The organism is Brachybacterium hainanense (assembly GCF_042434575.1).
Classification (GTDB): Bacteria; Actinomycetota; Actinomycetes; order Actinomycetales; family Dermabacteraceae; genus Brachybacterium; species Brachybacterium hainanense.
The window spans coordinates 32620-57014 of the sequence record NZ_JBHLSV010000010.1 but is presented as its reverse complement, the minus strand read 5'-3'; the positions used below and the strand labels follow the sequence as shown (position 1 = coordinate 57014).

Annotated in this window: 25 protein-coding genes, 2 tRNA genes and 1 other RNA gene; 12 read left to right on the top strand and 16 right to left on the bottom strand. The window is 71.1% G+C overall.

The window, feature by feature from the left end:
* Positions 1-30 precede the first annotated feature (30 nt).
* The 5 genes from ACFFF6_RS09820 to ACFFF6_RS09800 form a co-directional block, all read right to left on the bottom strand.
* Entirely contained in the window at positions 31-747 is a 717-nt protein-coding gene (locus ACFFF6_RS09820; protein WP_376980184.1) for an alpha/beta hydrolase, read from the bottom strand.
* Between the two features lie 27 nt (positions 748-774).
* A complete protein-coding gene (locus ACFFF6_RS09815; RefSeq protein WP_376980183.1) occupies positions 775-1701 on the bottom strand; it encodes a PD-(D/E)XK nuclease family protein in 927 nt (308 codons plus the stop codon).
* Positions 1702-1780: 79 nt separating this feature from the next.
* Positions 1781-4762 carry a bifunctional [glutamine synthetase] adenylyltransferase/[glutamine synthetase]-adenylyl-L-tyrosine phosphorylase gene (locus ACFFF6_RS09810; RefSeq protein ID WP_376980182.1) on the bottom strand — a complete coding sequence of 994 codons (2982 nt, stop codon included), beginning with the start codon at positions 4760-4762 and terminating at the stop codon, positions 1781-1783.
* A 4-nt stretch (positions 4763-4766) separates the two neighbouring features.
* Positions 4767-6104: a glutamine synthetase family protein gene (locus ACFFF6_RS09805; RefSeq protein ID WP_376980181.1), complete on the bottom strand. Its 1338-nt coding sequence runs from the start codon at positions 6102-6104 to the stop codon at positions 4767-4769.
* A gap of 96 nt (positions 6105-6200) precedes the next feature.
* On the bottom strand, positions 6201-6827 hold the full coding sequence (locus ACFFF6_RS09800; protein WP_376980180.1) for a hypothetical protein: 627 nt from the start codon (positions 6825-6827) through the stop codon (positions 6201-6203).
* A 162-nt stretch (positions 6828-6989) separates the two neighbouring features.
* Here ACFFF6_RS09800 and panB point away from each other — a divergent pair, with 162 nt between their 5' ends.
* Positions 6990-7817 (top strand): 3-methyl-2-oxobutanoate hydroxymethyltransferase, encoded by an 828-nt coding sequence (panB, locus tag ACFFF6_RS09795; protein ID WP_376980179.1) that lies wholly within the window; start codon positions 6990-6992, stop codon positions 7815-7817.
* A 6-nt stretch (positions 7818-7823) separates the two neighbouring features.
* Here the strand turns inward: panB and ACFFF6_RS09790 are convergent, their stop codons facing one another.
* Positions 7824-8012, bottom strand: a complete 189-nt coding sequence (locus ACFFF6_RS09790; protein WP_376980178.1) for an SPOR domain-containing protein — start codon at positions 8010-8012, stop codon at positions 7824-7826.
* A gap of 37 nt (positions 8013-8049) precedes the next feature.
* Here ACFFF6_RS09790 and map point away from each other — a divergent pair, with 37 nt between their 5' ends.
* Both map and ppgK read left to right on the top strand, forming a co-directional pair.
* Positions 8050-8937 (top strand): type I methionyl aminopeptidase, encoded by an 888-nt coding sequence (gene map / locus ACFFF6_RS09785; RefSeq protein WP_376980177.1) that lies wholly within the window; start codon positions 8050-8052, stop codon positions 8935-8937.
* 79 nt (positions 8938-9016) lie between these two features.
* Complete coding sequence (gene ppgK, locus ACFFF6_RS09780) at positions 9017-9811, top strand: polyphosphate--glucose phosphotransferase (protein WP_376980176.1); 795 nt, start codon at positions 9017-9019, stop codon at positions 9809-9811.
* A gap of 47 nt (positions 9812-9858) precedes the next feature.
* On the opposite strand, the gene rnpB is transcribed toward ppgK, so the two are convergent.
* An RNA gene (gene rnpB, locus ACFFF6_RS09775) (RNase P RNA component class A) lies at positions 9859-10209 on the bottom strand.
* 48 nt (positions 10210-10257) lie between these two features.
* Here rnpB and ACFFF6_RS09770 point away from each other — a divergent pair.
* Entirely contained in the window at positions 10258-11004 is a 747-nt protein-coding gene (locus ACFFF6_RS09770; protein ID WP_376980175.1) for a YaaA family protein, read from the top strand.
* Here the strand turns inward: ACFFF6_RS09770 and ACFFF6_RS09765 are convergent.
* From ACFFF6_RS09765 to ACFFF6_RS09755, 3 genes are read right to left on the bottom strand one after another with little or no spacing between them, the layout of a single operon-like run.
* Positions 11001-11897, bottom strand: a complete 897-nt coding sequence (locus ACFFF6_RS09765; protein WP_376980174.1) for a Nif3-like dinuclear metal center hexameric protein — start codon at positions 11895-11897, stop codon at positions 11001-11003. The two genes, ACFFF6_RS09770 and ACFFF6_RS09765, sit on opposite strands and share 4 nt — an antisense overlap.
* The gene (sufU, locus tag ACFFF6_RS09760; protein ID WP_376980173.1) at positions 11894-12358 is read right to left on the bottom strand and encodes a Fe-S cluster assembly sulfur transfer protein SufU; all 465 of its coding nucleotides are present in this window, start codon (positions 12356-12358) and stop codon (positions 11894-11896) included. Before sufU ends, ACFFF6_RS09765 begins: the two co-directional genes overlap by 4 nt.
* Positions 12355-13644: a SufS family cysteine desulfurase gene (locus tag ACFFF6_RS09755; RefSeq protein ID WP_376980172.1), complete on the bottom strand. Its 1290-nt coding sequence runs from the start codon at positions 13642-13644 to the stop codon at positions 12355-12357. Before ACFFF6_RS09755 ends, sufU begins: the two co-directional genes overlap by 4 nt.
* A 147-nt stretch (positions 13645-13791) precedes the next feature.
* Between ACFFF6_RS09755 and ACFFF6_RS09750 the strand changes: the two genes are divergently transcribed.
* Entirely contained in the window at positions 13792-14007 is a 216-nt protein-coding gene (locus ACFFF6_RS09750) for a hypothetical protein (protein ID WP_376980171.1), read from the top strand.
* A 126-nt stretch (positions 14008-14133) separates the two neighbouring features.
* Positions 14134-14207, top strand: a tRNA-Val gene (locus tag ACFFF6_RS09745).
* 69 nt (positions 14208-14276) lie between these two features.
* Here the strand turns inward: ACFFF6_RS09745 and ACFFF6_RS09740 are convergent.
* Positions 14277-14693 carry a DUF3052 domain-containing protein gene (locus ACFFF6_RS09740; RefSeq protein WP_376980170.1) on the bottom strand — a complete coding sequence of 139 codons (417 nt, stop codon included), beginning with the start codon at positions 14691-14693 and terminating at the stop codon, positions 14277-14279.
* A 249-nt stretch (positions 14694-14942) separates the two neighbouring features.
* Between ACFFF6_RS09740 and aceE the strand changes: the two genes are divergently transcribed.
* The 6 genes from aceE (at position 14943) to ACFFF6_RS09710 (ending at position 21888) form a co-directional block, all read left to right on the top strand.
* Positions 14943-17693 (top strand): pyruvate dehydrogenase (acetyl-transferring), homodimeric type, encoded by a 2751-nt coding sequence (gene aceE, locus ACFFF6_RS09735; RefSeq protein ID WP_376980169.1) that lies wholly within the window; start codon positions 14943-14945, stop codon positions 17691-17693.
* A gap of 2 nt (positions 17694-17695) precedes the next feature.
* A complete protein-coding gene (locus ACFFF6_RS09730) occupies positions 17696-18121 on the top strand; it encodes a GntR family transcriptional regulator (RefSeq protein ID WP_376980168.1) in 426 nt (141 codons plus the stop codon).
* 76 nt (positions 18122-18197) lie between these two features.
* Entirely contained in the window at positions 18198-19172 is a 975-nt protein-coding gene (locus tag ACFFF6_RS09725; protein WP_376980167.1) for an ACP S-malonyltransferase, read from the top strand.
* Positions 19173-19174: 2 nt separating this feature from the next.
* Complete coding sequence (locus ACFFF6_RS09720) at positions 19175-20176, top strand: beta-ketoacyl-ACP synthase III (protein ID WP_376980166.1); 1002 nt, start codon at positions 19175-19177, stop codon at positions 20174-20176.
* A 115-nt stretch (positions 20177-20291) separates the two neighbouring features.
* Complete coding sequence (locus ACFFF6_RS09715; RefSeq protein WP_376980165.1) at positions 20292-20540, top strand: acyl carrier protein; 249 nt, start codon at positions 20292-20294, stop codon at positions 20538-20540.
* Between the two features lie 106 nt (positions 20541-20646).
* Positions 20647-21888 carry a beta-ketoacyl-[acyl-carrier-protein] synthase family protein gene (locus tag ACFFF6_RS09710; protein WP_376980164.1) on the top strand — a complete coding sequence of 414 codons (1242 nt, stop codon included), beginning with the start codon at positions 20647-20649 and terminating at the stop codon, positions 21886-21888.
* A 65-nt stretch (positions 21889-21953) separates the two neighbouring features.
* Here ACFFF6_RS09710 and ACFFF6_RS09705 read toward each other — a convergent pair whose 3' ends face one another.
* From ACFFF6_RS09705 to ACFFF6_RS09685, 5 genes are all read right to left on the bottom strand, one after another.
* Entirely contained in the window at positions 21954-22445 is a 492-nt protein-coding gene (locus ACFFF6_RS09705; protein WP_376980163.1) for a DUF3145 domain-containing protein, read from the bottom strand.
* Positions 22446-22531: 86 nt separating this feature from the next.
* Positions 22532-23020 (bottom strand): peptide deformylase, encoded by a 489-nt coding sequence (gene def, locus ACFFF6_RS09700; RefSeq protein WP_376980162.1) that lies wholly within the window; start codon positions 23018-23020, stop codon positions 22532-22534.
* Positions 23017-23490 (bottom strand): OsmC family protein, encoded by a 474-nt coding sequence (locus ACFFF6_RS09695; protein WP_376980161.1) that lies wholly within the window; start codon positions 23488-23490, stop codon positions 23017-23019. Before ACFFF6_RS09695 ends, def begins: the two co-directional genes overlap by 4 nt.
* A gap of 80 nt (positions 23491-23570) precedes the next feature.
* Positions 23571-23646 (bottom strand) — tRNA-Asn (locus ACFFF6_RS09690).
* Between the two features lie 94 nt (positions 23647-23740).
* Positions 23741-24334, bottom strand: coding sequence for an isochorismatase family protein (locus ACFFF6_RS09685; RefSeq protein ID WP_376980160.1), 594 nt, complete (start codon positions 24332-24334; stop codon positions 23741-23743).
* Positions 24335-24395 lie beyond the last annotated feature (61 nt).

Here is a 24395-nt window from a genome sequence, read left to right as displayed (position 1 = left end):
GATGGGCCCGCCCCCGGCGATCGGCAGGTCTCAGCGCCCGAAGGCCCAGGCGACCATGAGCGGGAGCTCCTCGGCCCAGAACGGGTCGCCGTGGTCACCCGTGCGCGTCCTCGTCCTGACGTCCGCTCCCGCATGGAGGAGCGCATCGGCCCAGCGGGCGGCGTTCTCCGCGAAGAACGGCTCCGCGGTCCCGGCGAGGAGGTAGACGCGCGGGAGCCGGTCCGGCATGACCTCCGGAGGCCGATAGCCGCCGCCGGGCGAGGCGGAGAAGACGGCGCCGAAGACATCGGGGTGACGCAGCCCGAGGGCGAGCGACAGCTCCCCGCCCGCGGAGACCCCGCACACCGCGGTGCGTTCGACCGGCGTCACGACCCCGAGATCCGACCGGATCCACTCCCCGACCTCGTCGATGACGAAGCGCTCATGCGCGGCGAAGCGGGCCTCGTCGAAGGACGGGGAGTACTCCCGGATCCGCACCATCTCGTCCTCGGCCTCGGAACGATGGACGCCCACGATCATGGTCGGCACGACATCCGCGGCCTCGAGATACCCGCCCCACTGCGAGATCAGCTGCCCGTCCCCGGCGAGGACGACGGCCTCCGGCGCCCGGGGCGGCATGTACGCCGTGACCCGGCGTCCGCCGTCGTAGCCGAAGGACCGCGTGATGAGGCTCCCCTCGATCGGGTCGACGGGCGCCGAGATCGGGACGTCGTCAACCGCGTGCGGCGAATCCCCCGGCGCGGTCATGGGGACCTCCTCGCCCCGCGGGGCATGTCAGGCGCCGGTGCCGAGCGCGTCGAGCCCGCCCTTGGCGCGCAGCAGGGAGAGCAGCAGCTGCTGAGGATTCGTGCTGGGACCGCTGATGCACTCCTCCGCCTCGAAGAGCCACGCCTGCTTGAGCGCGCGGAAGACCTCGAACTCCGCGTCCCCGGTGCGCAGCGGCACAGCGGAATAGCCGCCCGCCTCCGGCAGATGGATGATGAAGGCGCCCACGAGCTCCGGCATCGGACGCACCGTGCCGTCGTCGTCGAGGAGGGCCTCCGCGTTGACGACCGCGACGCCCTGGAGGGCGTAGTCGCCGCGGACCTTCTTGGAGGTCTTGATGTCGGCGCTCAGCAGGCTGCCGCCGATCTTCACGATCGCATCGGTCGTGCCGGCGTAGCCCACGGTGTGGTTCACGACCGTCTGCTCGACCTCGATGAACTCGGGCTGGAAGTCGTCGAGGAAGGCGGCGAAGCCGTCCAGCCGCAGCTGCGCGCGGCTGACCAGGTCCTCGAGGCTGCGCTCCTGGGCCAGGGCCCCCGCCTCCTGCCGCAGCTGCGCGGCGAGGGCGCTCATCTCCTCGCGGCCGGGCCGGACGCCGCTGCGCTCCCAGTCCTCGCAGAGCGCATGCACGAAGGTGCCGAAGTCGGCGGCGCGCCGGGTGTAGTCCTCGGCGGCGGCGGCGATCTTCTTCTGGGTCCCCCATTTCGCGGAGGTGACGCGCCGGATCTCCTCGCTCGCCCGCTCCGGGTTGCGCTGCAGGTAGTCAAACATCTCGAGCGCCCGTTTGGACGCCATCGTCGCATACCAGCCCTGCAGGTGGTCCTTGGCGCGCATCCCGGCCACGTTCGTGATCGAGGGATAGACGGGCTTACCGCCCGGCTCGATCGAGTACATGCGTCCGCGGGGCGTGTCGTGGCTGAGCTTCGGTGAGGTCATGGTGCCCCCAGCCTACGCACCCGGTCCCGCCCGGCCGCGGCGGGACGCGGGGTGGCTCCCCTCTCACCGGCGAGCGGGGTCATCCGAGCCGCTCCCCCGGCAGGTGCGGGGTCGAGGCGCCGAAGATCTCGCGCTCGACGATCGCGCGTGCCTGCCGCGTGATGCGCAGGTAGCGCTCCTCGAGGGAGTTCGCACTGCCGTCCGGGCCCTCGACCAGCAGTGCGAGGGCGCGACGGTCCACGCGGTCCGAGGGCAGCGCGTCGGGTTCGCGTCCCTTCCACAGGAACAGGGCTCGGCGCAGACGCCAGGCGAGCAGCCAGGCCTCGGCGAGGATCTCGGCATCCCGGGAGCTCAGCAGCCCGGCCGCGGCGATCGCCTCGAGCGCCGGCAGGGTCGAGATCCGGCGCAGGTCCGGGTTCTCTCCGGCGTGGGCGATCTGGAGCTTCTGGACCACCCACTCGACATCGGTCATGGCGCCGCGGCCCAGCTTGAGATGCCGTTCCGGGGTGATGCCGCGGGGCAGGCGCTCCGATTCGATGCGGGCCTTCATCCGGACGAAGTCGCGCTCCCGGGCGGCGGTCATCCCCTCCCGCGGATACCGCAGCGCGTCGAGCTCCTGCTCGAGCCGCTCGGCGAGACCCGATGGGCCGACGCTGACCCGGGCGCGCAGCAGGGCCTGCAGCTCCCACGGCGCGGCATGGCGCCGGTAGTAGTCGAGCCACGAGTCGATCGACCGCACGAGAGCACCCTGGCGCCCCTCGGGTCGCAGATCCGCGTTCACCTTCATGTCCATGCCCGCGCTCGGGGCGTTGAGGATCTTCTGCAGCGCCGTCGCCACACGGATTCCCCGCGCCACGGCTTCGGGACCGGCGCCCGCGTCCTCGACCACGAACTGCACATCGGCATCGGAGGCGTAGCCCATCTCGCGGGCGCCGAAGCTGCCCAGCGCGATCACGGCCATGCGGATCCCTGCGGACTCCTCGTCGCGCAGAGCGAGGTCCAGGGCCGCGGCGAGCTCGGCGTCGGCCAGGTCGGTGAGCGCCGTCCCCACCTCGATCGCGGTGATCCGCTCCGACAGGCGCGACAGCGCGAGGCGGGTGATCTCCCGGCGGCGGATGTCGCGGACGACGCCGACGGCCTCCTCCCGGGTGCCGGCCCGGCGCATGGAGGCGGTCAGCTCCTCCCCCAGCTTCCGGGAGCCGAGCGGCCGCAGGTCATCGTCGCGGCTGAGCCAGCGGGTGGTGTGGGGCATCGCCACCAGCTGGTCCCCGGCGTAGCGCGAGCTGCTCAGCACCCGGGTCAGGCGCTTGGCGGCGACGCCGCTGTCGCGCAGCATCCCCAGGAACCAGTGGGTGGAGCCGGCCTCCTCGCTCAGGCGGCGGAAGGCGAGCAGGCCCATATCGGGCGCGATCCCGTCGGCGAACCATTCCAGCAGCGCCGGCAGCAGCTGCCTCTGGATGGCCGCGGACCGCGAGACCCCGCCGGTGAGGGCGGCGATGTGCTGGGTCGCCTTGACCGGATCCCGGTAGCCGATCGCGGCGAGCCGCGCCTGGGCCGATGCCGGGCTGAGCCGCACCTCGCCGTCGGAGAGCCCGGCGGCGGTCTGCAGCAGCGGACGATAGAAGATCTCCTCGTGCAGCTGGCGGACGCGGCGCCTCACGGAGCCGACCCTGCGCGTGAAGTCCTCCGGCCCCATGCCGGCAGAGCGGGCGAGCCGGCGCAGATCCGCGGGGGCCTCGGGGATGACCTGGCTGCGGCGCAGCCGGTGGAGCTGGATCCGATGCTCGACGACGCGCAGGAAGCGGTACGCCTCGTCCATCTCGTCGGCCTGGGCGCGGGACACATAGCCGCCGGCGCGCAGGCGGGCGAGGGCCTCGAGGGTGCCGCGGCAGCGCAGCTCCTCGTCGCTGCGGCCGTGGACCATCTGCAGCAGCTGCACGGTGAACTCGACGTCCCGCAGACCGCCGGGGCCCAGCTTCACGTTCCGCTCGGTCTCGCCGTGCGGGATGAGCTCGACGACGCGGCGGCGCATGGCGCGCGTGTCGTCGACGAACCCGTCCCGGGTGGAGGCCTGCCAGACCATCGGCTGCACGAGGTCGACGAACTCGGCGCCGAGGTCCTCGTCGCCGGCCACGGGCCGTGCCTTGAGCAGCGCCTGGAACTCCCAGGAGTCCGCCCAGCGCTCGTAGTAGCGGCGGTAGGAGTCGATGGTGCGCACGAGCTCCCCGTCCTTGCCCTCCGGGCGCAGGTTCGCATCCACCTGCCAGAGGGAACCCTCCGCCGTGCGCTCCGAGCAGATACGGGCCACCTGCCGGGCCAGGGCCCCGCCGATGCGCGTGAGCTCCTCGGCGTCGACCTCCGGGGCGGCCGGGGCCACCACGTAGAGGACGTCGACGTCGGAGATGTAGTTGAGCTCGCGTGCGCCGGTCTTGCCCATCGCGAGGATCGACAGCCGCACGTGCTCATGCCCCGGCTGGCTCGCGCGGGCCAGGGCGAGCGCGCCTTCGAGGGCGGCGGCGGCGAGGTCGGCGAGAGCAGCGGAGACGGGCACCTGCAGCGCCAGCGGGTCCTCGGCCGTGAGGTCCGCGAAGGCGATGCCGGCCAGGCTCGCGAAGTACGCCGTGCGCAGGGCGTCGCCCGTGCCGGAGGCGACCGGGACCGCGGCCGCGGGATCCGCGCCGACGGCCCGCAGGATCCGCTCCCGGTACTGGGCCGCGGAGGTGAGCGGCTCCTCCGCCCCCGTGAGCAGGGGCCGGACCGTCTCGGGGTGGCGGGTCAGGTGGTCGCCGATCGCGACGCTCGCTCCCAGCAGCCGCACGAGGTCCTGCCCGGAGGCGTCGACGAGGATGGCGCGGGCCTGCTCGGCGAGGTCGTCGCGATGCATGGCCTCGACCAGCCGCAGCAGGCCTATCGCCGCCTCGTCCGGGTCCGCGGAGCGCGCCATCGCCTCGATCAGCTCGCGCGGGGCGGGATCGAGCAGAGGGTCCGCGAGGAATCTCTCGACCCGGTCGGCGCGCGCGAATCCGAGCCGGACCAGCTCGGCATGGGTCAGCGGCGGCACGGTCTCAGATCCTGCCGAAGGTGGTCTCGAGCTCCACCCCCGTGACCTGGGAGCGGTAGGTGTGCCATTCGTCGTGCTTGTTGCGCAGGATGTACTCGAAGACCTGCTCGCCGAGGATCTCCGCCATCAGCTCCGACTCCTCGAAGGATTCGAGCGCCCGGAACAGATCGGTGGGCAGAGGTTCGATGCCCATGGCGCGGCGCTCGCGGTCGGTCAGCTCCCAGACCGTGTCCTCGGCGCCCTCGGGAAGCTCGTACTCCTCCTCGATGCCCTTCATCCCCGCGCCCAGCAGGGCCGCGAAGGCGAGATACGGGTTGGCGGCGGAGTCGAGGCCCCGGAACTCGACGCGGGAGCTGGTGGTCTTGGTCGGCTTGTGGAAGGGGACGCGGACCAGGGCGGACCGGTTGTTGTGCCCCCAGCAGATGAAGCTCGGCGCCTCCTGTGCACCCCAGATCCGCTTGTAGGAGTTCACGAACTGGTTGGTCAGGACCGCGTACTCGCTCGCATGCCGCAGCAATCCGGCGATGAACTGGCGCGCCGTCCGGGAGAGGCCGTACTCGGCGCCGGGCTCATGGAAGACGTTCTTCCCGTGGGAGAACAGCGACAGGTGCGTGTGCATGCCGTTGCCGGGCCGGTCGAACATCGGCTTGGGCATGAACGAGGCGACCTGTCCCATCGACAGGGCGACCTCCTTGACGACGGTGCGGAACGTCAGGATGTTGTCGGCCGTCGTGAGGGCGTCGGCATAGCGCAGATCGATCTCGTTCTGACCGGGGCCGTTCTCGTGGTGGGAGTACTCCACCTGGATGTTCATCGACTCGAGATAGGAGATCACGGTGCGGCGGAAGTCCTGTCCGCCGGCGTGGTGCACGTGGTCGAAGTAGCCGGCGGAGTCGATGGGCCGCAGGGGGCGGCCCTGCTTCCACGGCTCGTCGAAGAGGTAGAACTCGATCTCCGGATGGGTGAAGTACTCGAGGCCCTGCGCCTCGGCCCGGCCCATCACCTCGCGCAGCACGCGTCTCGGGTCGGAGGAGGCGGGATCGCCGTCCGGGGTGAGGACGTCGCACATCATCCGGCCCGTGCCGGAGACCTCGCCGCGCCAGGGCAGCGTCTGGAAGGTCGCGGGATCCGGGCGCAGCAGCATGTCGGATTCGTAGGAGCGGGTCAGTCCCTCGATCGCGGAGCCGTCGATGCCGATGCCCTCGGTGAAGGCGGTCTCGAGGTCCGCCGGGGAGATCGCCACGGATTTGAGCGTGCCCACGACATCGCAGAACCAGAGTCGGATGAAGCGGACGTCGCGGTCCTGCACGGTGCGGATGACATCGTCGTGGTGGCGTTCCATGAGGCCAGTGTGCACCACGACGCGGGCCCATCCGCGAGAAGCGGAACGGCCGGTCCCCGAATCGGTGACCGGCCGTGCCTGCGCAATGGGCTGCGATCAGCCCGCCTCGGACGACATCAGGGCGCCCGAGTCGATGTACCACTTGCCGTCGCTGGCCTTCGACATCGGCATGCCCAGGTCCGTGCCCTGCAGCGTGAACCCGATCGTCCCGTCGCCGTTGTCGACCGGCTCGACCATCGAGTCGATCATGCTGACCATCTCGGGCGAGAACGTCGACGGGTCCAGCGAGCCCTCGACCCCGGAGGCGCAGCCGTCCAGCATCGGGCCCTCCGTCATCGGCTCCTTCGTCGTCGGATCCAGCATGTATCCGCAGACCGCCTTGTAGTCGCCCTCGGAGGCAGCCGTGAAGAACCCGATGAACTGCTCCTTCGCTGCCGTCAGGTCGGCGTCGGTCACCTCGGTCGCGCCGGCTGCGGCGTCGTCGCCCTCGGTGGTCTCCTCGGCGGCGGCGTCCTCCTCGGTGGTCTCCTCCGCGGCGGCGTCGGCCTCGGTGGTCTCCTCGGCCTTCTCCTCGGTGGTCTGCTCCGCGGCGGTGTCCTCGCCGCCGGTGGTCTCCTCGGCCGCATCGCCGCCACCGCCGCAGGCGGCGAGGGAGAAGGCGAGGGCGACCGTTCCGACCAGGAGGGTCGATCCGCGGCCTGCCTTGCGCATGATGGCGTTCATGGTGGGTCCCTTCGTCTGTGATCCGTCGCGTTGAACGGTGGCACTATGCAACCACGTCGGCGCCCCGCATGCGATGGGGAGTCCTCCCCATCGCCTCCCCGTGCGCGGGCCGCGAGACGCTACGCTGAACTCCTCACCACTGCGAACGCCCAGGAGAAGACCGTGAACAGCAGCGTCGGCGCCGGAGCTCCCGGCCCCGCGAAGATCCGCATCCGCCACCTTCAGGACGCCAAGCGGGCAGGCAGGGCCTTCTCGATGCTGACCTCCTACGACCAGTACTCGGCGAAGGCCTTCGAACGCGCAGGGATCGAGGTCCTCCTGATCGGCGACAGCGTCGGCACGACGGTCCTGGGCCACGATTCGACCGTGCACACCACTCATGAGGACATCCGCCTGTTCACCGGGGCCGTCGCCCGCTCGGTCTCCCGCCCGCTGATCGTCGCAGACCTCGCCTTCGGCACGTATCAGACCGGGCCCGCCGATGCGATCCGTCACGGCGTGGAGCTGATCCGCGCCGGGGCAGAGGCGGTCAAGCTCGAGGGTGGTCATGAGATCGTCCCGCAGGTCCGTGCCCTGGTCGAGGCGGGGATCCCGGTGATGGGGCACCTCGGCTTCACCCCCCAGTCCGTCAACGCCCTGTCCGGCCACCGCGTGCAGGGCCGTGATCATCAGGCGGCCGACCGCCTCGCCGACGACGCCCTCGCCCTGCAGGAGGCGGGCGCCTTCGCGATCGTGCTCGAGCTGGTGCCGCGATCGCTCGCGCAGCGGGTCACCGAGGTCCTCCAGATCCCGACGATCGGGATCGGCGCCGGTCCCGACTGCGACGGCCAGGTGCTCGTGTGGCAGGACATGGCCGGCCTGTCCGGTTTCGAGGGCAAGTTCGTGCGCCGCTTCGCCCACCTGCGCGAGGAGCTCGAGCGAGCGGCCCGCGAGTACCGCGGCGCCGTCGAGGGCCGCGAGTACCCGGGGCCGGAGCACTCCTTCGACTGAGATCGCTCAGGAGGGGGGCGTCTCCCCGTCCCAGGCGGCGTCCTCCTCGTCCCAGGCCTTGTTGCGGGCGGCCGCCGACTCGAGAGCCCGCTCGGCCTCGGCACGGCTCGCGTACGGGCCCATCAGCTCGGTCCCGGGGGACTGCCTCCCCTCCTCGACCTGGCCGGTCGCCACGTTGAAGTAGAACTCGCTCATGTCTGCGCTCCTTGTTCCCGGTGAGAGACTGGTCAGCATGACTGTAGAGCAGAGCTGGATCCGTCCCGAGCATCGCGCGCCGCTGGTCCCCGGGACGATCGGACCCGAGCGCAGCGTCCCGACGCGGATCGAGCGCCCCGAATACGTCGGCAAGGATGAGGCCGTCTCCGATTCCGGGCCCCGGGTCCAGACCCCGGAGGTGATCGCGCGTGTGCGCGCGGCCTCCCGCGTGGCCGCCCTCGCGCTGCAGGCCGCCGGCGAGGCCACCGCCCCCGGCGTGACCACCGACGAGATCGACGCGGTCGTCCACGACGTGCTGCTGTCCCATGGCGCCTACCCCTCCACGCTCGGATATCTGGGCTTCCCGAAGTCGTGCTGCACGAGCCTGAACGAGGTGGTCTGCCACGGCATCCCCGACTCCACCGTCATGGAGGAGGGCGACATCCTCAACGTCGACGTGACCGCGTTCCTCGGCGGTGTGCACGGCGACTGCAACGCCACCTTCCGGGTCGGGGAGGTCGACCCGCGGCTGGACGAGCTGATCGACCGCACCGAGGAGGCGATGATGCGCGGGATCCGCGCCGGGAAGCCGGGACGGCAGGTCAACGTGATCGGCCGCGTGATCGAGAAGTACGTGGGCCGCCACGGCTACGAGTCGGTGCGGGACTTCACCGGCCACGGCGTCGCCGAGGGGTTCCACAACGGGCTGATCATCCCCCATTACGACTCGGCGCCGATGTTCGACGACGTCATCGAACCAGGCATGACGTACACGGTGGAGCCCATGGTGACGCTCGGCAGCCAGGACTGGGAGATGTGGGAGGACGGCTGGACCGTCGTGACGAAGGATCGCTCCTTCACGGCCCAGTTCGAGCACACCCTGCTGGTCACCGCCGACGGCTACGAGCTCCTGACGCTCCCGTGATCTGAGAGACTGTCTGCGTCCCCGTCCCGGTGCAGCGCCGGGCCCCTCCCCGGCCGCGGCCGGTCCCAAGGAGAGATCGATGAGCAAGACAGCGTTCGGTATCGACATCGGCGGCAGCGGCATCAAGGGCGCGCCCGTGGACCTGCGCACGGGAGAGCTCGCCGCGGATCGGCTGCGCATCCCCACCCCGCAGCCCTCCGTTCCGGACGCCGTGGCCGATACGGTCGCCCAGCTCATCTCCTCCTTCGACATCGACGAGGACATGCCCGTCGGCGTCACCTTCCCGGCGATCATCCAGCACGGGGTCGCGAAGTCCGCCGCGAACGTCGACGACTCGTGGATCGGCACCGACGTCGATGCCCTGCTCACCGAGCGCACGGGCCATGACGTCTTCGTGGTCAACGACGCGGACGCAGCGGGCATCGCCGAGGTCGCCTTCGGCGCAGGCAGGGACGTGCCGGGCGTCGTGATCCTCACGACGCTGGGCACGGGTGTGGGCAGCGCGCTGTTCATCGACGGGGAGCTCGTGCCGAACACGGAGCTGGGTCACGTGCTGCTGCACGACATGGACGCGGAGAAGTACATGGCGGAGTCGATCCGCGACCGCGAGGGCCTGGACTGGGAGACGTGGGCCGGCCGTCTGCAGGAGTACTACGCGCATATCGAGTTCCTCTTCTCCCCCGACCTGTTCATCGTGGGCGGCGGGATCTCCAAGCAGCACAAGAAGTTCCTGCCGCTGCTGGATCTGAAGACGCCCATCGTGCCGGCGAAGACGCGCAACGAGGCCGGGATCATCGGGGCCGCGGCTCTCGCCCGCGCGGAGGCGAAGAAGAGTGCGAAGGCGCGCAAGAAGAAGGCTGCGAAGAAGCTCTGACCGATGGCACGGGGCGGTGCAGGAGATCTCCTGCACCGCCCCGTGCGGTGACCAGCCGGCCTGTAAGCCGGGTTCTGTGATCGGCAGTCATCCCTCTCGGATCGCCGTTGCCGACGACCTCCAGCGGTCCACCCGGGAACTCGGGCCGGCGCCCTCGAACGTTCCCTGTCTGACCTTGCTCCCGGTGGGGTTTACCATGCCGGTCCCGTCACCGGGACCGCGGTGGTCTCTTACACCACCCTTTCACCCTTACCGGCCCTCGCGGGCCGGCGGTCTTCTCTCTGTGGCACTGTCCCGCGGATCGCTCCGGGTGGGCGTTACCCACCACCGTGCCGGATGGAGCCCGGACTTTCCTCGGCGCCGCCCGAGGGCGACGACGCGACTGCCCGGCCGACTGATCGACCGTGATCCTACTCCTGTCCCGACCCTGCGAAGGAATCCCCTGCATGATCATCGTGCTGCCGCCCTCCGAGTCCAAGTCCCGGCCCGCCGAGGGCCCGCCCCTGGACCTGGAGCGGCTCTCCTTCGGGCAGCTGCATGAGGCGCGCTCCACGATGCTGCGCGCCGCCGCGCGCACCGCCCACGGGCACGAGGGCACGACGCACCTCGGGATCCCCGCCTCGCAGCCCGAGCTCCTGACGCGCATGACCCAGATCGATCAGGAGCCGGTGGCCCCTGTCCTGGACGTGTACGCGGGCGTCCTCTACGACGCGCTCGGGCCGCAGCGGCCGCGCCGGGAGGGCCAGGTGCTCGTGACCTCCGCCCTGCTGGGCGTGGTCGACGCGGCGACGGACCTGATCCCGGCATACCGGCTCTCCGCCTCCTCGCGGATCTCCCGGCTCGGGAAGGCGGGGTCGTGGTGGCGGAAGCATCTGGCCGGGATCGGTCGCGAGATCGCGGCGCGCAGCCCCCTGGTGGTGGACTGCCGATCCGGCGCCTATCGGACGATGATGCCGATCCCGGGAGCGGTCGAGGTCTCCGCCGTGCGGGAGGACGCCGGACGGCGCACCGTGATCTCTCACGATGCGAAGCGCTATCGGGGCATGCTCGCGCATCTGCTGCTCGCGCACGACGATGCCGCCATGACGAGCACGGCCGCTCTCGCCGACCTTGCCCGGAACGGACTCCCGGCAGGTCTGGACGTCGAGATCGCCCCCGAGGGCCGCACCCTCGTGGTGGTCGAGCGCGTCTAGGTGCACCCGTGGCTGCGCGCACCGCTCCACGGATCGGTGCGCAGGGTGGAGATCTGCACGTCCAGCTCCCAGCCATGCTCCGCGGCGATGCGCAGCAGCTCCTCGCGCAGCAGCGGCAGCCACAGCGATTCCGCGGCCCAGTGCGGAACGTCCAGGAGAGCCGGGACCTCCGTCTGGTCCGCACTGGCCTCGAGGTGCTCGAGGGCCGTGTGGTGGCGCAGGTCGGAGGTGAGGTAGGCGTCGGCGGCGGTCGTCCGCACCAGATCCAGCAGCGAGTCGCCGGCCCCGGGGCACAGCGCGAGGGTCCGGATCATGCGTTGCGGCTCCCCGGTGAAGCGGGCGCCCTGGATCGTAGCCGGGAGCAGGGCGTCGATCCTCGCCGCGAGCTCCTCGATCGGCATCGGCTCCGGCAGCTCGCCGATCGCGCCGAGCCCCAGCAGTCCGTCCTCGGCAGCGCCCGGTGCCACGAGCGGCGCCGCGTCCTGCAGGTCGAGCGCCGTCACGAGGGCGCTCGCGGTCCCGGCCCGGGAGCGATCCACGTTGGTGTGCCCGCACCACAGGGCGGTCCCCGAACGCAGCAGGGTCGTCGCGACGGCCCCCTTGCCGGTGCTGGCCGGCAGAGCGCTCGCCCCGCGCAGCAGCAGCGGATGGTGGGAGATCAGGAGGTCGTGCGCGGATGCCTCGCGCGCGACCGCGACGGTCGGGTCCACGGCCAGCAGGACCCGGGCGACGCGCTCGTCCTCAACGCCCAGGACCAGCCCGACCCGGTCCCAGTCCTCGGCCCGTGCGAGGGGATAGAGCGCCTCGAGCGCGCCGATGAGCGCGCCGAGGGTCGGCGCCTGTGCACCGGCCGTCGCTCCGCGTGGTGAGCGGCGCCGTCCCGCCGGGCTCATGCCTCTGCCTCCTCGTCCGAGAGCAGATCGGCCTCGAGCAGAGCCGCCCGATACGCCTTCCAGGCCAGCAGGACGCATTTCACGCGGCCGGGGAACTTCGAGGCGCCCAGCAGGGCGACCGCATCGCCGAGCACGTCCTCGTCCCCGGGATCGGTGCCGCGCGAGCCCATCGCAGTCTCGAAGGCGTGGACGACGTCCTCGGCCTCCGCGAGCTCGCGACCGATCAGCAGCTCCGCCATCATCGAGGCGGAGGCGCGGGACATCGCGCAGCCGACGGCTTCGTAGCTCAGGTCCTCGACGCGTCCGCCGCGGCGGCGCACACGCAGCCTGATCTCGTCGCCGCAGGTGGGATTGCGATGGCTGACCTCCGCGTCGAAGGGCTCCCTCAGCCCCGCGTGCCGCGGGCGCCTGTCGTGCTCGAAGATGATCTCGGTGTAGAGGGCGTCCAGCCCGGGGCTCATGCGAACCTCCTGAAGAACGTCAGGGCGTGGTCGACGGCCGCGAGGAGCGCATCGACCTCCTCGGGGGTGGTGTGGACGGAGAAGCTCGCGCGCGTCGTGCCCGGAAGCCCGTACCGACGATGCAGGGGCCAGGCGCAGTGGTGTCCCGTCCGCACGAGCACCCCGCGCGAGTCGAGCACCTGGCCGATGTCATGCGGATGGCGGCCCTCGACGGCGAAGGACACCGCGCCCGCGCGCTCGGCGGAGGCGCCCGGGCCGATGATCCGCACCCCGGGGAGGGCCGCGAGGCCGCGCAGCGCCCGGTCGGTCAGGGCCCGCTCATGGGCGGCGACCTCCTCCATGCCGAGGGCGTCGAGATAGTCCGCGGCGGCCGCGAGACCGATCGCCTGGGAGATCATCGGCGTGCCGGCCTCGAACCGAGCCGGCGGCTCGGCGTAGGTGCTCCGCTCCATCTCGACCTCGTCGATCATGGAGCCGCCCGTGAGGAACGGCGGCATCTGCGCGAGGTGCTCGTACCTGCCCCAGAGCACGCCGATCCCGGTGGGTCCGAGCATCTTGTGCCCGGACAGGGCGGCGAAGTCGACATCGAGCCCGGCGAGGTCCAGCGGCATGTGGGGCGCGGATTGGCAGGCGTCCAGCACCGTCAGCGCACCCACGGAGCGGGCGGCCTCCACGAGCTGCTCGACCGGGTTGACGGTGCCCAGCACGTTGGACTGGTGCGTGAAGGCGAGGACCTTCGTGCGCGGGGTCAGCAGCGCCGGCAGCGCCGCGAGATCCAGCGTGAAGCCGTCCGTGAGCGGGATCCAGCGCAGCACCGCCCCGGTCCGCCGGGCGAGCTCCTGCCAGGGCACGAGGTTCGCATGATGCTCCATCTCCGTCACGAGGATCTCGTCGCCGTCGCGCACGCGCAGATGATCCGGGACCGAGGCGTCGCCGTTGCCGAGCGAGTACGCCACGAGGTTCAGCGCCTCCGTCGCGTTGCGCATGAAGACCACCTCCTCGGGGCGCGGAGCGCCCAGGAACGAGGCGATCCGCGCCCGCGCCCCGTCATAGGCCTCCGTGGCCTCCTGGGCCAGCTGGTGCGCGCCCCGCTTGACCGCTGCGTTCGAGCGCGTGAGGAAGGCGACCTCGGCGTCGATGACCTGCCGGGGGCGCTGGCTCGTCGCCCCCGCGTCGAGGTAGACGAGGGGATGATCTTCCGCGAGCGTGCGCTCCAGGATCGGGAAGTCTGCGCGGACCCTGGCGGGATCGAGCCCGCGGACGGTGCGGGAAGGGGAAGAGGTCATGCCGGAAAGCCTCCGTCTGCCGGGGAGACCAGTATAGGAACCGCTCCTGACGGCTCCCATCGGGCGCCGAGGTTCGCCTCGATAGAGTGTGCGCGGCCCGGAGATCCTCCCGGTGCCGTGCCGACCACGAGAAGGAGCAGCCTGCGGATGGAGACCCTGATCCTGTCCCTGTTCGGGCTCAGCGCCGTCGCCGTGCTCGGCGTCTCGGCGGCCCGGATGCTCAGCCGCCGCGGACCCCGCGCCGCGCAGGCCCCGCGCAGCGAGCGCGAGATCGAACGGGACCGGCAGTCCGCCGCGGTGTGGCTGTGCGTGCTCGCGGTCGTCGTGGGCCTCGCGGTCCTCGCCTACCTCTTCACGCGGTGATCCCCGACGTCACGCGGTGATCCTGAACGCACCGCCCCGTGCATGATCGCGCTTTGCGATCCGCGCCTCGATCTGTGACGATAGACCGCTGGCAGAGCCCGTACGAGCACGGGCGAGCCGCAGGGCGGGTCGTTAGCTCAGTCGGTCAGAGCATCACGCTTACACCGTGCAGGTCGGGGGTTCGAGTCCCTCACGACCCACTCCGGATGCCGCAGCACCCCGTCGCCTCGTGGGCGGCGGGGTGCTGCGTCTGCGATGGTCCCCGGACCTCAGGCCCGGCTGGCCAGCCGGGTGCCGAGCCAGTCCGGGGCGAGCGAGACGGTGCTCATGACGCGAAGGCCCGCGGTGCTCGCGGCGTCCTGGACATCGGCCTGGAGCACGGTGCCCTCGCGGCCGGGCTTCGGGCTCAGCAGCCAGATCGGACCGCCCGCCGTGAGCGAGGAGAGGGCGTCCACGAGGGCATCGGTCAGGTCGCCGTCGTCCTTGCGCCACCACACGATGACCGCGTCGACGATCTCCTGGCTGTCCTCGTACTCGAGCTCGCCTTCGACGGCGTCCTCGATCTGGTCACGCAGATCGAGGTCCACATCGTCGTCGTACCCGAACTCCTGCACCAGCTGCCCGGCGGAGAGCCCGAGCACCTCCGCAGGAGTGCGGGACGAAGGGGCGTCTGCGGACGGTGACAAGTGGGTCTCCTCGGGGATGCGACATCAGGGATGAACAGGGCGCCGGATGGAGAGCCGCGGGGGCGGCCGCATACGGCGCCTACGAATCGTACGCCACAGAGGTTCGCTGGGTCACGTCGAGACCGCGACCATCTCCCGGTTTCGGTACTCTGGGAGGACGTTCGCCGTCCTGCCGCACCGATGCGAAGATCCCGCGCATCTGCGCCAGACGGCCCACCGGTTCCGCTCAAGCAACGAGAGAAGGACAGCGTGACTGCACACGAGACCCCGAGTCCGATCGGCATCAATCTGCCCAGCCATGCGCAGGATCCCGATCCTGAGGAGACCCGGGAGTGGCTCGACTCCCTCGACCAGCTCGTGGAGGAGCGCGGCGATGAGCGGGCCACCGAGGTCGTGCAGAACGTCATCCAGCGCGCCCGGATGATGAAGCTCCATCTCCCGGACTCCCTCATGACGGACTACGTCAACACCATCGACGTCGAGGACCAGGCGGAGTACCCGGGCGATCTCGAGCTCGAGAAGGAGATCCGCAACGCGCTGCGCTGGAACGCGGCCATGGTCGTGCACCGCGCGCAGCGTCCCGGGGTGGGCGTCGGCGGGCACCTCTCCAGCTACGCCTCGATCTCCACGATGTACGAGGTCGGCTTCAACCACTTCTTCCGCGGCCGTGAGCACCCCGGCGGCGGCGACCACGTCTTCTTCCAGGGCCACGCCTCCCCCGGCATCTACGCCCGTGCGTTCATGCAGGGGAACCTGACGCAGGAGGACCTCGACGGCTTCCGCCAGGAGTTCTCCTCGAAGCATGGCATGCCCTCGTACCCGCATCCGCGCGCCATGTCGGACTTCTGGGAGTTCCCGACGGTGTCGATGGGCATCGGCCCCGTGAACGCGATCGAGCAGGCGTCCTTCGACAAGTATCTCCTGGGCCGCGGCATCAAGGACACCTCCCAGCAGCACACCTGGGCGTTCCTGGGCGACGGCGAGATGGACGAGGTCGAGTCCCGCGGCGCGCTGCATATCGCCGCCAAGGAGCACCTGGACAACCTGACCTTCGTCGTCAACTGCAACCTGCAGCGACTGGACGGCCCGGTCCGCGGCAACGGCAAGATCGTGCAGGAGCTCGAGGCGCAGTTCCGCGGCGCCGGCTGGAACGTCATCAAGGTGATCTGGGGCAGCGGCTGGGATCCGCTGTTCGCCGCCGATGACGAGGGCGCGCTCATCGACCTCATGAACGCCACCCCCGACGGCGACTTCCAGACCTACCGCGCGGAGGACGGCGGCTTCATCCGCGACAACTTCTTCGGCCGCGATCCGCGCACCAAGGCGCTCGTCGAGCACATGTCCGACGACGACATCTGGTGGAAGCTCAACCGCGGCGGCCACGACACGAAGAAGATCTACGCCGCCTTCAAGGCCGCGATGGAGACCACGGGCAAGCCGACCGTCATCCTCGCCCACACCATCAAGGGCTACCGCCTGGGCAAGAACTTCGCGGGCCGCAACGCGACCCACCAGATGAAGAAGTTCACGCTGGAGGACCTGAAGGCCCTGCGCGACACCCTGCAGATCCCGTTCAGCGACGAGGTCCTCGAGTCCGGCAGCGTCTACGACGCCCCGTTCTACGTCATGGATCCGGAGTCCCCGGCCATGAAGTACTTCCATTCCCGGCGCGGCGAGCTCGGCGGCCCGGTGCCCTCCCGCTCGACGGAGCACAAGGCCCTGACCCTCCCCGGCGAGGACGCCTACAAGGTGGTCAAGCGCGGCTCCGGGAAGCAGGAGATCGCCACCACCATGGCGCTCGTCCGGCTCATCAAGGACCTCATGCGCGACAAGGAGACCGGCAAGCTCTGGGTGCCGATCATCCCCGACGAGGCCCGCACCTTCGGCATGGATTCGCTCTTCCCGACGGCGAAGATCTACAACCCGGACGGCCAGAACTACATCTCCGTGGACCGCGACCTGCTGCTGGCCTACAAGGAGTCCACCTCCGGTCAGATCAAGCACATGGGGATCAACGAGATCAGCTCGACCTCGGCGTTCACCGCCGCGGGCACCTCGTACGCGACCCATGGCCAGCCGATGATCCCGTTCTACATCTTCTATTCGATGTTCGGGTTCCAGCGCACGGGCGACTTCTTCTGGGCCGCCGGCGACCAGATGGCCAAGGGCTTCGTCATCGGCGCGACCGCGGGCAAGACGACCCTCGCGGGCGAGGGGCTGCAGCACATGGACGGCCATTCGCCGATCCTCGCGTACACGAACCCGGGCGCGGTCATCTACGACCCGGCGTACGGCTACGAGATCGGGCACATCATCCGCGACGGCCTGCAGCGCATGTACGGCGCCGATGAGAAGCGCCTCCAGGAGGTCTTCTACTACATCACGGTCTACAACGAGCCGATGGTGCAGCCGGCCGAGCCGGAGGGCCTGGACGTCGAGGGCCTGCTGAAGGGCATGTACCAGCTCTCCCCCGCCCCCGAGGGCGAGGGCCCGACGGTCCAGCTGCTCGCCTCCGGCGTCGGCGTGCCGTGGGCGCAGCACGCCCAGAAGCTGCTCGCCGAGGACTGGGGCGTCCGCGGGGCGGTCTGGTCCGTCACCTCGTGGACGGAGATGCGCAAGGACGCCCTCGAGGCCGAGGAGCAGGCGTTCCTGCACCCCGAGCAGGAGGCGCGCGTCCCCTACATCACGCAGCGGTTCCAGGGGGTCGAGGGTCCGTTCATCGCGACCAGCGACTACGACCACATGGTCCCCGACCTCATCCGTCCGTGGATCCCCGGGCAGTACGGCGTCCTCGGAGCCGACGGCTGGGGCTTCTCCGACACCCGCCCGGCCGCCCGCCGCCACCTGCACATCGACGCCCACTCGATGGTCGTCAAGGCCCTGCAGCTGCTGGGCCGCGAGGGCAAGGTCGACGCCGGGCTCGCCGCCCGCGCGATCGAGAAGTACGACCTGCTGAACCCGAACGCCGGCATGTCCGGGTCGTTCGGGGGCGACTCCTGAGCGTGCAGAGCGCCGCGGCGGCACCCGCCCCGGCCACGGTGACGACGTCCCTCGACGGACTCGTCGCCGTGGACCGGGGTGTGGGCTCGCCCCCCGTGCGACAGATCCAGGTGTGCCTCTCCCGCGCCATCCAGAACGGGAGCCTCCCGCCGGGAACCCGGCTCCCGACCGTCCGGGCGATGGCCGCCGACCTCGGCGTGGCCGTGAACACGGTCGCGAAGGCCTTCCGCCGTCTCGAAGAGGCGGGACTGGTCATGACCCGCGGCCGCGCAGGCACCGTGGTCTCGCCGCTGGACGATGTGAGCGAGCGCATCGGGAGCGCCGCCCGCGAGTACGCTGTCCTGGCGATGGACCTGGGGCTCTCCCTCGAGGACGCCCTCGCCCAGGTGCGTGCGGAGCTGCACACCCTCACGACCACCAGCAGCTGACGCGCCGCGCCGTCCCAGCTCCGGTCCGCCCGCCCTCGTCCTCTCCCACCGCCCATCCAGCCCTTGGAGGTCCCTCGTGCTCGCCATCGTCAGCCCCGGCCAGGGCGCCCAGAAGCCCGGCTTCCTCAGCCCCTGGCTCGAGCTCCCGGGCGTCCGGGAGTCCCTCCTCGCCTACGCCGAGCCCGCCGGCATCGATCTGATCGCCCACGGCACCCAGTCCGACGCCGACACGATCCGCGACACCGCGATCGCCCAGCCGCTGCTGGTCGCCGCCGGGATCATCGCGGCAGACTCGCTCGGCGCAGACGGCTATGCGGCCGGCTCCTTCACGGCCTCGGAGGCCCCTGCCCTGCTGTCCGGGCACAGCGTGGGCGAGGTGACAGCGGCGGCGCTGGCCGGGGTGCTCTCCCCCGCCGATGCGCTCGCGCTCGTCGCGGTCCGCTCGCGGGCGATGGCGGAGGCCGCGGCGGCCGAGCCGACGTCCATGGCCGCCGTCGTGGGCGGCGTGCGCGAGGAGGTCCTCGCGGCGATCGAGGCCCACGGGCTCTCCCCGGCGAACATCAACTCCTCCGGACAGGTCGTCGCCGCGGGCCCGGTCGCCGCCATCGCCGCGCTCGGCGAGAACGCCCCGGCACGCGCCCGGGTGATCCCGCTCCAGGTCGCCGGTGCCTTCCACACCCGCTACATGGCCGGCGCCCGCGACGTCCTCGCCGCCTTCGCGCCGAGCCTCGCGCCCGCCGACGCCCGCCAGGACCGCCCCCTCGTGAGCAACGCCGGCGGCGAGGAGCTCACCTCCGGCTCCCGCTTCCTCGACCTCGTCGTCCAGCAGGTGGCCTCGCCCGTGGACTGGGAGGCATGCATGGCCCGCTTCCGCGAGCGAGGCGTGACCGCGATCCTCGAGCTCGCCCCGGCCGGCACCCTCACCGGGCTGGCCAAGCGGGAGCTGAAGGGCACCGCTCTGGTCAACCTCAACACCCCGGACGACCTCGACGCCGCCCGCTCCCTCATCGCCGAGCACGCGGCCGGCGACCCGACCTCCGAGGAGCGCTGAGCATGGCCCCCACGCTGCGCCCCCGCCCCGCCGTCCCCGGCTCCCGGATCCTCGCCTACGGCGCGGCCCGCGGCGACCTCGTCGTCCCCAACGACGACCTCGTCGGCCCGATCGACTCCTCCGACGAGTGGATCCGCCAGCGCACCGGCATCATCACACGGACCCGCGCGAGCTCCGAGGTCGGCGTCCAGGATCTCGCCGAGCAGGCGGGCCAGGAGGCGCTCGAGCGCTCCGGGATCGACATCGACGAGCTCGACGCGATCATCGTCTCCACGATCAGCTTCCCCTACGCGACGCCCTCGCTCGCCACCCTGCTCGCCGGGAAGCTCGGCCGCCCCGACCTGATCGCCTATGACATCTCCGCCGCCTGCGCGGGCTTCTGCTACGGCATCGGCCAGGCCGATGCTCTGGTCCGCTCCGGCGCGGCCCGCAACGTGCTGGTGATCGGCGCGGAGAAGCTCTCCGACTTCGTCTCCCCCACGGACCGGAGCATCTCGTTCCTCCTGGGCGACGGCGCCGGGGCAGCCGTCGTCGGCGCCTCGGAGGAGCCGCTCATCGGCCCGACGGTCTGGGGCAGCGGCAGCGAGAACTGGGAGACGATCCGGATGACCGGATCGCTGCTGGACTTCCGCGACGGGAAGACGGAGTGGCCCACCCTCGAGCAGGACGGACGCACCGTCTTCCGCTGGGCCGTGTGGCACACCGCGAAGAAGATCCGCGAGGCCCTCGAGCAGTCCGGCCTGACCACGGACGACATCGACGTGTTCGTGCCGCACCAGGCGAACATGCGCATCATCGACGAGCTCGTCAAGCAGCTGAAGCTGCCGGAGGACGTCGTCATCGCCCGGGACATCGCCACGACCGGCAACACCTCCGCCGCCTCCGTCCCTCTGGCCGTTCATCGGCTGATCGAGGAGGGCGCCGCCACGAGCGGCGACGTCGTCGTCCAGTTCGGCTTCGGCGCCGGCCTCGCCTACGCCGGTCAGGTCGTGGTGCTGCCCTGAATCGGGGCGCATCTCACCCCCGAAGTCCTGCGACGCGCCGCGGTGCGCCCCGTTCACGGCAAGGTCGCAGGTACTCTTTTCCTGCCAGCACAGTCCAGACATACAAGGAGACCCCATGGCACACACGGAAGACGAGATCCTCGCCGGACTCGCTGAGATCGTCAACGAGGAGACCGGTGTCGCCACGGAGGACGTCCAGGCGGAGAAGTCCTTCACCGACGACCTCGACATCGACTCGATCTCCATGATGACGATCGTCGTCAATGCCGAGGAGAAGTTCGAGGTGCGCATCCCCGACGAAGAGGTCAAGAACCTCGTCACCGTCGGCGACGCCGTCAAGTTCATCGCGGGCGCGCAGGCCTGATCCAGGAAGCGCCCGGGCCGTCCGCCGCGGACGAGTCCCGGGCGCTCCCTGCTCCCCCGGGGCGCTCCGGCGCCCTCCTCCCCCTCAGCTGACCCGGAGGTCCTCGATGTCCGCTCCCACCACCCGTGTCGCCGTCACCGGCCTCGGGACCGTCAACCCGCTCGGCGGGGATGTCGCGTCCACCTGGGATGCCGCCCTGGCCGGCACCTCGACCGCGCGCTCCCTCGACACCGACTGGGCCGAGCGCTACGGGCTCTCCGTCACCTTCGCGTGCTCGGTCCAGCTCGACCCGTACGACCACCTCCCCCGCCCCCAGGCCAAGAAGCTGGATCCGAGCGGCCAGTTCGCCATGATCGCGGCCCGGGAGGCCTGGGCCGATGCAGGCGCCCCGGAGCTGGACCCCGTCCGTCTGGGCGTCATCGTCGGCACGGGAATCGGCGGGGTCTGGACGATCCTGGACCAGTGGGACATCGTCAAGGAGAAGGGCGCGCGCCGCGTGAACCCCTTCACGGTGCCGATGCTCATGGCGAACTCCTCGAGCGCGCACATCGAGATCGAGCTGGGGGCGAGGGCCGGCGCGCATACCCCCGTGTCCGCCTGCGCCTCCGGCGCCGAGGCCGTCGCGAACGCGCTCGACATGATCCGCAGCGGCCGGGCCGACGTCGTCGTCGCCGGCGGCACCGAGTCCTGCATCCATCCGCTGCCGCTCGCGAGCTTCGCGAACATGCGCGCGCTGTCGACCCGGAACGATGATCCGGAGCATGCCTCGCGTCCCTACGACAAGGACCGCGACGGCTTCGTGCTCGGCGAGGGCGCGGCCATCCTCGTCCTCGAGTCCGAGGAGCACGCGAAGGCACGCGGCGCCCGCATCTACGGCTACGTGAGCGGACGGGGCATGGCCTCCGACGCCCATCACATCTCGGCGCCCTCCCAGGAGGGCCAGGCCCGTGCGATCCGCGAGGCGGTGCGGGACGCAGGGATCTCCGCCGCCGACGTCGCGCACGTCAACGCGCACGGGACCTCCACGCCGCTGGGCGACATCGGCGAGCTGAACGCAGTGGTGGCCGCGCTGGACGGCGTCACGGACCAGGCGATCGTGTCCTCGACGAAGTCGATGACGGGCCATCTGCTCGGCGGCGCCGGGGCGCTGGAGACCGTGTTCTCGGTGCTCGCGGCGCACCATCGGACCGCCCCGCCGAGCATCAACATCGAGACTCTCGATCCGGAGGTGCCGATGCGGATCGCGGCGAACGCTCCCGCGCAGCTGCCCGCCGGCGACTTCGCGGTGCTGAACAACGCCTTCGGCTTCGGCGGCCATGACGTCGCCGTGGTGGTCACGACCGCCTGAGCGAGCACGAGCGGCCCCGTCGGAGCTCCCTCCGGCGGGGCTTCTTCGTGCCCGCGCGCCGTCCCTCAGCTCACGCGCGTCAGCCAGCGCATGGGAACGCCTTCGCCCGCATGGCGGTAGATCTCGAGGTCCTCGTCCCAGGGCTCGCCGAGGGCGATGCCGAGCTCCTGGACCAGGGCGCGGGCGTCTCCCCCGGATCGCTCGATGCAGGCGCGGACGTGGTCCTCGCTGATCACCGTGTTCCCGGCCCGGTCCGTGCTCGCGTGGTGGACGCCCAGCTCCGGGGTGCAGGACCAGCGGGCGCCGTCGCAGCGGGGCGTCGCCTCCTGCACGACCTCGAAGCGGATCCCGTCCATGCCGCGCAGAGCGCTCACCAGCTGGGCGGCGGTGCTCTCGTCCCCCCGCCAGCTGAGCTCGGCCCGCAGGAGCGAGCGGCCGACGGGCTGCGCCTCCCAGCGCAGCCGTGCGGGCACACCGAGAACTCCGCTGGCCGCCCAGTCGATATGCGGGGCCAGGGCGCGCGGCGCGGAGTGGATGAACAGCACACCGTGAGTCATCGCGGTCCTTCCGGTTTCCGATCACGTCTTCCCCAACGCGACGGTTCCCCCGGTGAGGGGCGAGCACAGCGGCATGCCCGTCCAGCCTAGAGCTTCTCGCGGATCTCCCGCAACGCACGCTTGCGCACGGAGCGCTCGAGCCCGTCGATGTACAGGTGCCCGTCGAGATGGTCGACCTCGTGCTGGATCAGCCGGGCGACGATCCCCTCGCCCGCGAGCTCGACCTCATGGCCCTCGACATCGGTGCCGATACAGCGGGCGAAGGCCGCCCGGGTGCGCGGGAACCACAGCTCGGGGACCGACAGGCAGCCCTCCTCGCCGTCCTGCACCTCCTCGGACAGCTCCACGATCTCCGGATTCAGGATGCAGCCCAGCCCGATCTCGTCGAGGTTGTAGGAGAAGGCGCGCAGCGACACGCCGATCTGGTTCGCGGCGAGACCGGCGCGGCCGTCCTCGTCGACCGTCTCCACGAGATCCTCCACGAGGGAGCGGATGCCGGGAGTGATCTCCCGGATCGGATCGCAGGGGGTGCGCAGGACCGGATCGCCGACGACGCGGATCTCGCGGAGGGTCATGCCCGGGCCTCCGGATCGGCCTCGACGCCCAGGATCCGGTGCGTGACCTCGACGCCGGGGACGATCGAGCGCTCGACCGTGCAGCCCGACTCGATCGCGCGGCCGACCACGGTCACGAGGCGTGCGAGAGCGGCCTCGTCCAGGCCCTCGAGGTCGAGCTGGATCTCCTCCGGGATGCGGGCGTAGCGGTTGGTCTCGCCGTCGGAGGTGCCGTGCGCCCACAGGCGCATGGCGAAGTCCTCGCCGAGCCGCCGGCCGATCGCGAAGTCCGAGGACATGCCCGCACAGCCGATGAGCGCGAGCTTGAGCAGCTCGCCGGGGCTGATCTCGCCCTCGCCCTGGCCGATGGGGATCTCCACGCCGCGCTGGTTGCGGCCCACCAGGCTGCGGTGGCCGACGCGGTCAGCCCACACGCTCCCCTCGCCGTAGGCCTCGGGACGGGGGAAACGATCGCTCGGGGTCGACGTCATGGGCGGTCCTCCTGCAGGAGCGGACGGGTTCCGATCTCGGAAACAGCTCAGCCCCGGACGGATCCGGGGCTGAGCTGGCATGGCTCCCGCGACTGGACTTGAACCAGTAACCGTTCGATTAACAGTCGAATGCTCTGCCGATTGAGCTACGCGGGATCAACGAGAGAGACTCTATCAGGGCCCGGACGATGCTCGCGACCTGAAAGGGGCGCTGACCGGCACTTTATGACCGACGCCACGCCGCTGGCGGTCAGAGGATGCGGGCGCCCGCCTCCCGCAGCTCCTGGATGGCCGCCTGCCCGCGACCGAGGTCGACGGCAGCCGTCTGGTCGGCGATCAGCTGCACCTGGAAGCCCGCGGAGACCGCGTCCAGGGCCGTCGCGCGGACGCAGTGGTCCGTGGCGACGCCGACGACGTCCACGGCGGTGATCCCGCGGGCCCGCAGCAGCTCGGCGAGCGGCGCGCCCTCCGCGTCGTGCCCCTCGAAGCCCGAGTATGCGGCCTCGTGCTCCCCCTTGGTGACCCGCAGCAGCCGGTCGGGGTGCACGCCGCGCAGCGCGAGGGAGATGATCGGGTTCAGCTCCGCCCCCGGGGTGCCGGCCTCGCAGTGCACGGGCCAGGAGTCCACGTAATCGGGGCTGTCCGACCAGTGGTCCCCGGGGTCGATGTGCCAGTCCTGGGTGGTGACGATGAGGGGATGCTCCTGGGCCAGGGTGCCGTCGCGCAGCCCTGCCTGGATCGTCTCCGCGATGCGCCGGAACGCGGTGGTCGCTCCGGCGACGCCGAGGGCACCTCCCTCGGTGAAGTCGAGCTGTGCATCGACGATCAGGAGTGCGGTCGCCATCGTGTTCTCGCTCCGTTCCAGAGGACGTGGGGCCCTCCATCGTAGGCGCGCCGGGAGCTCG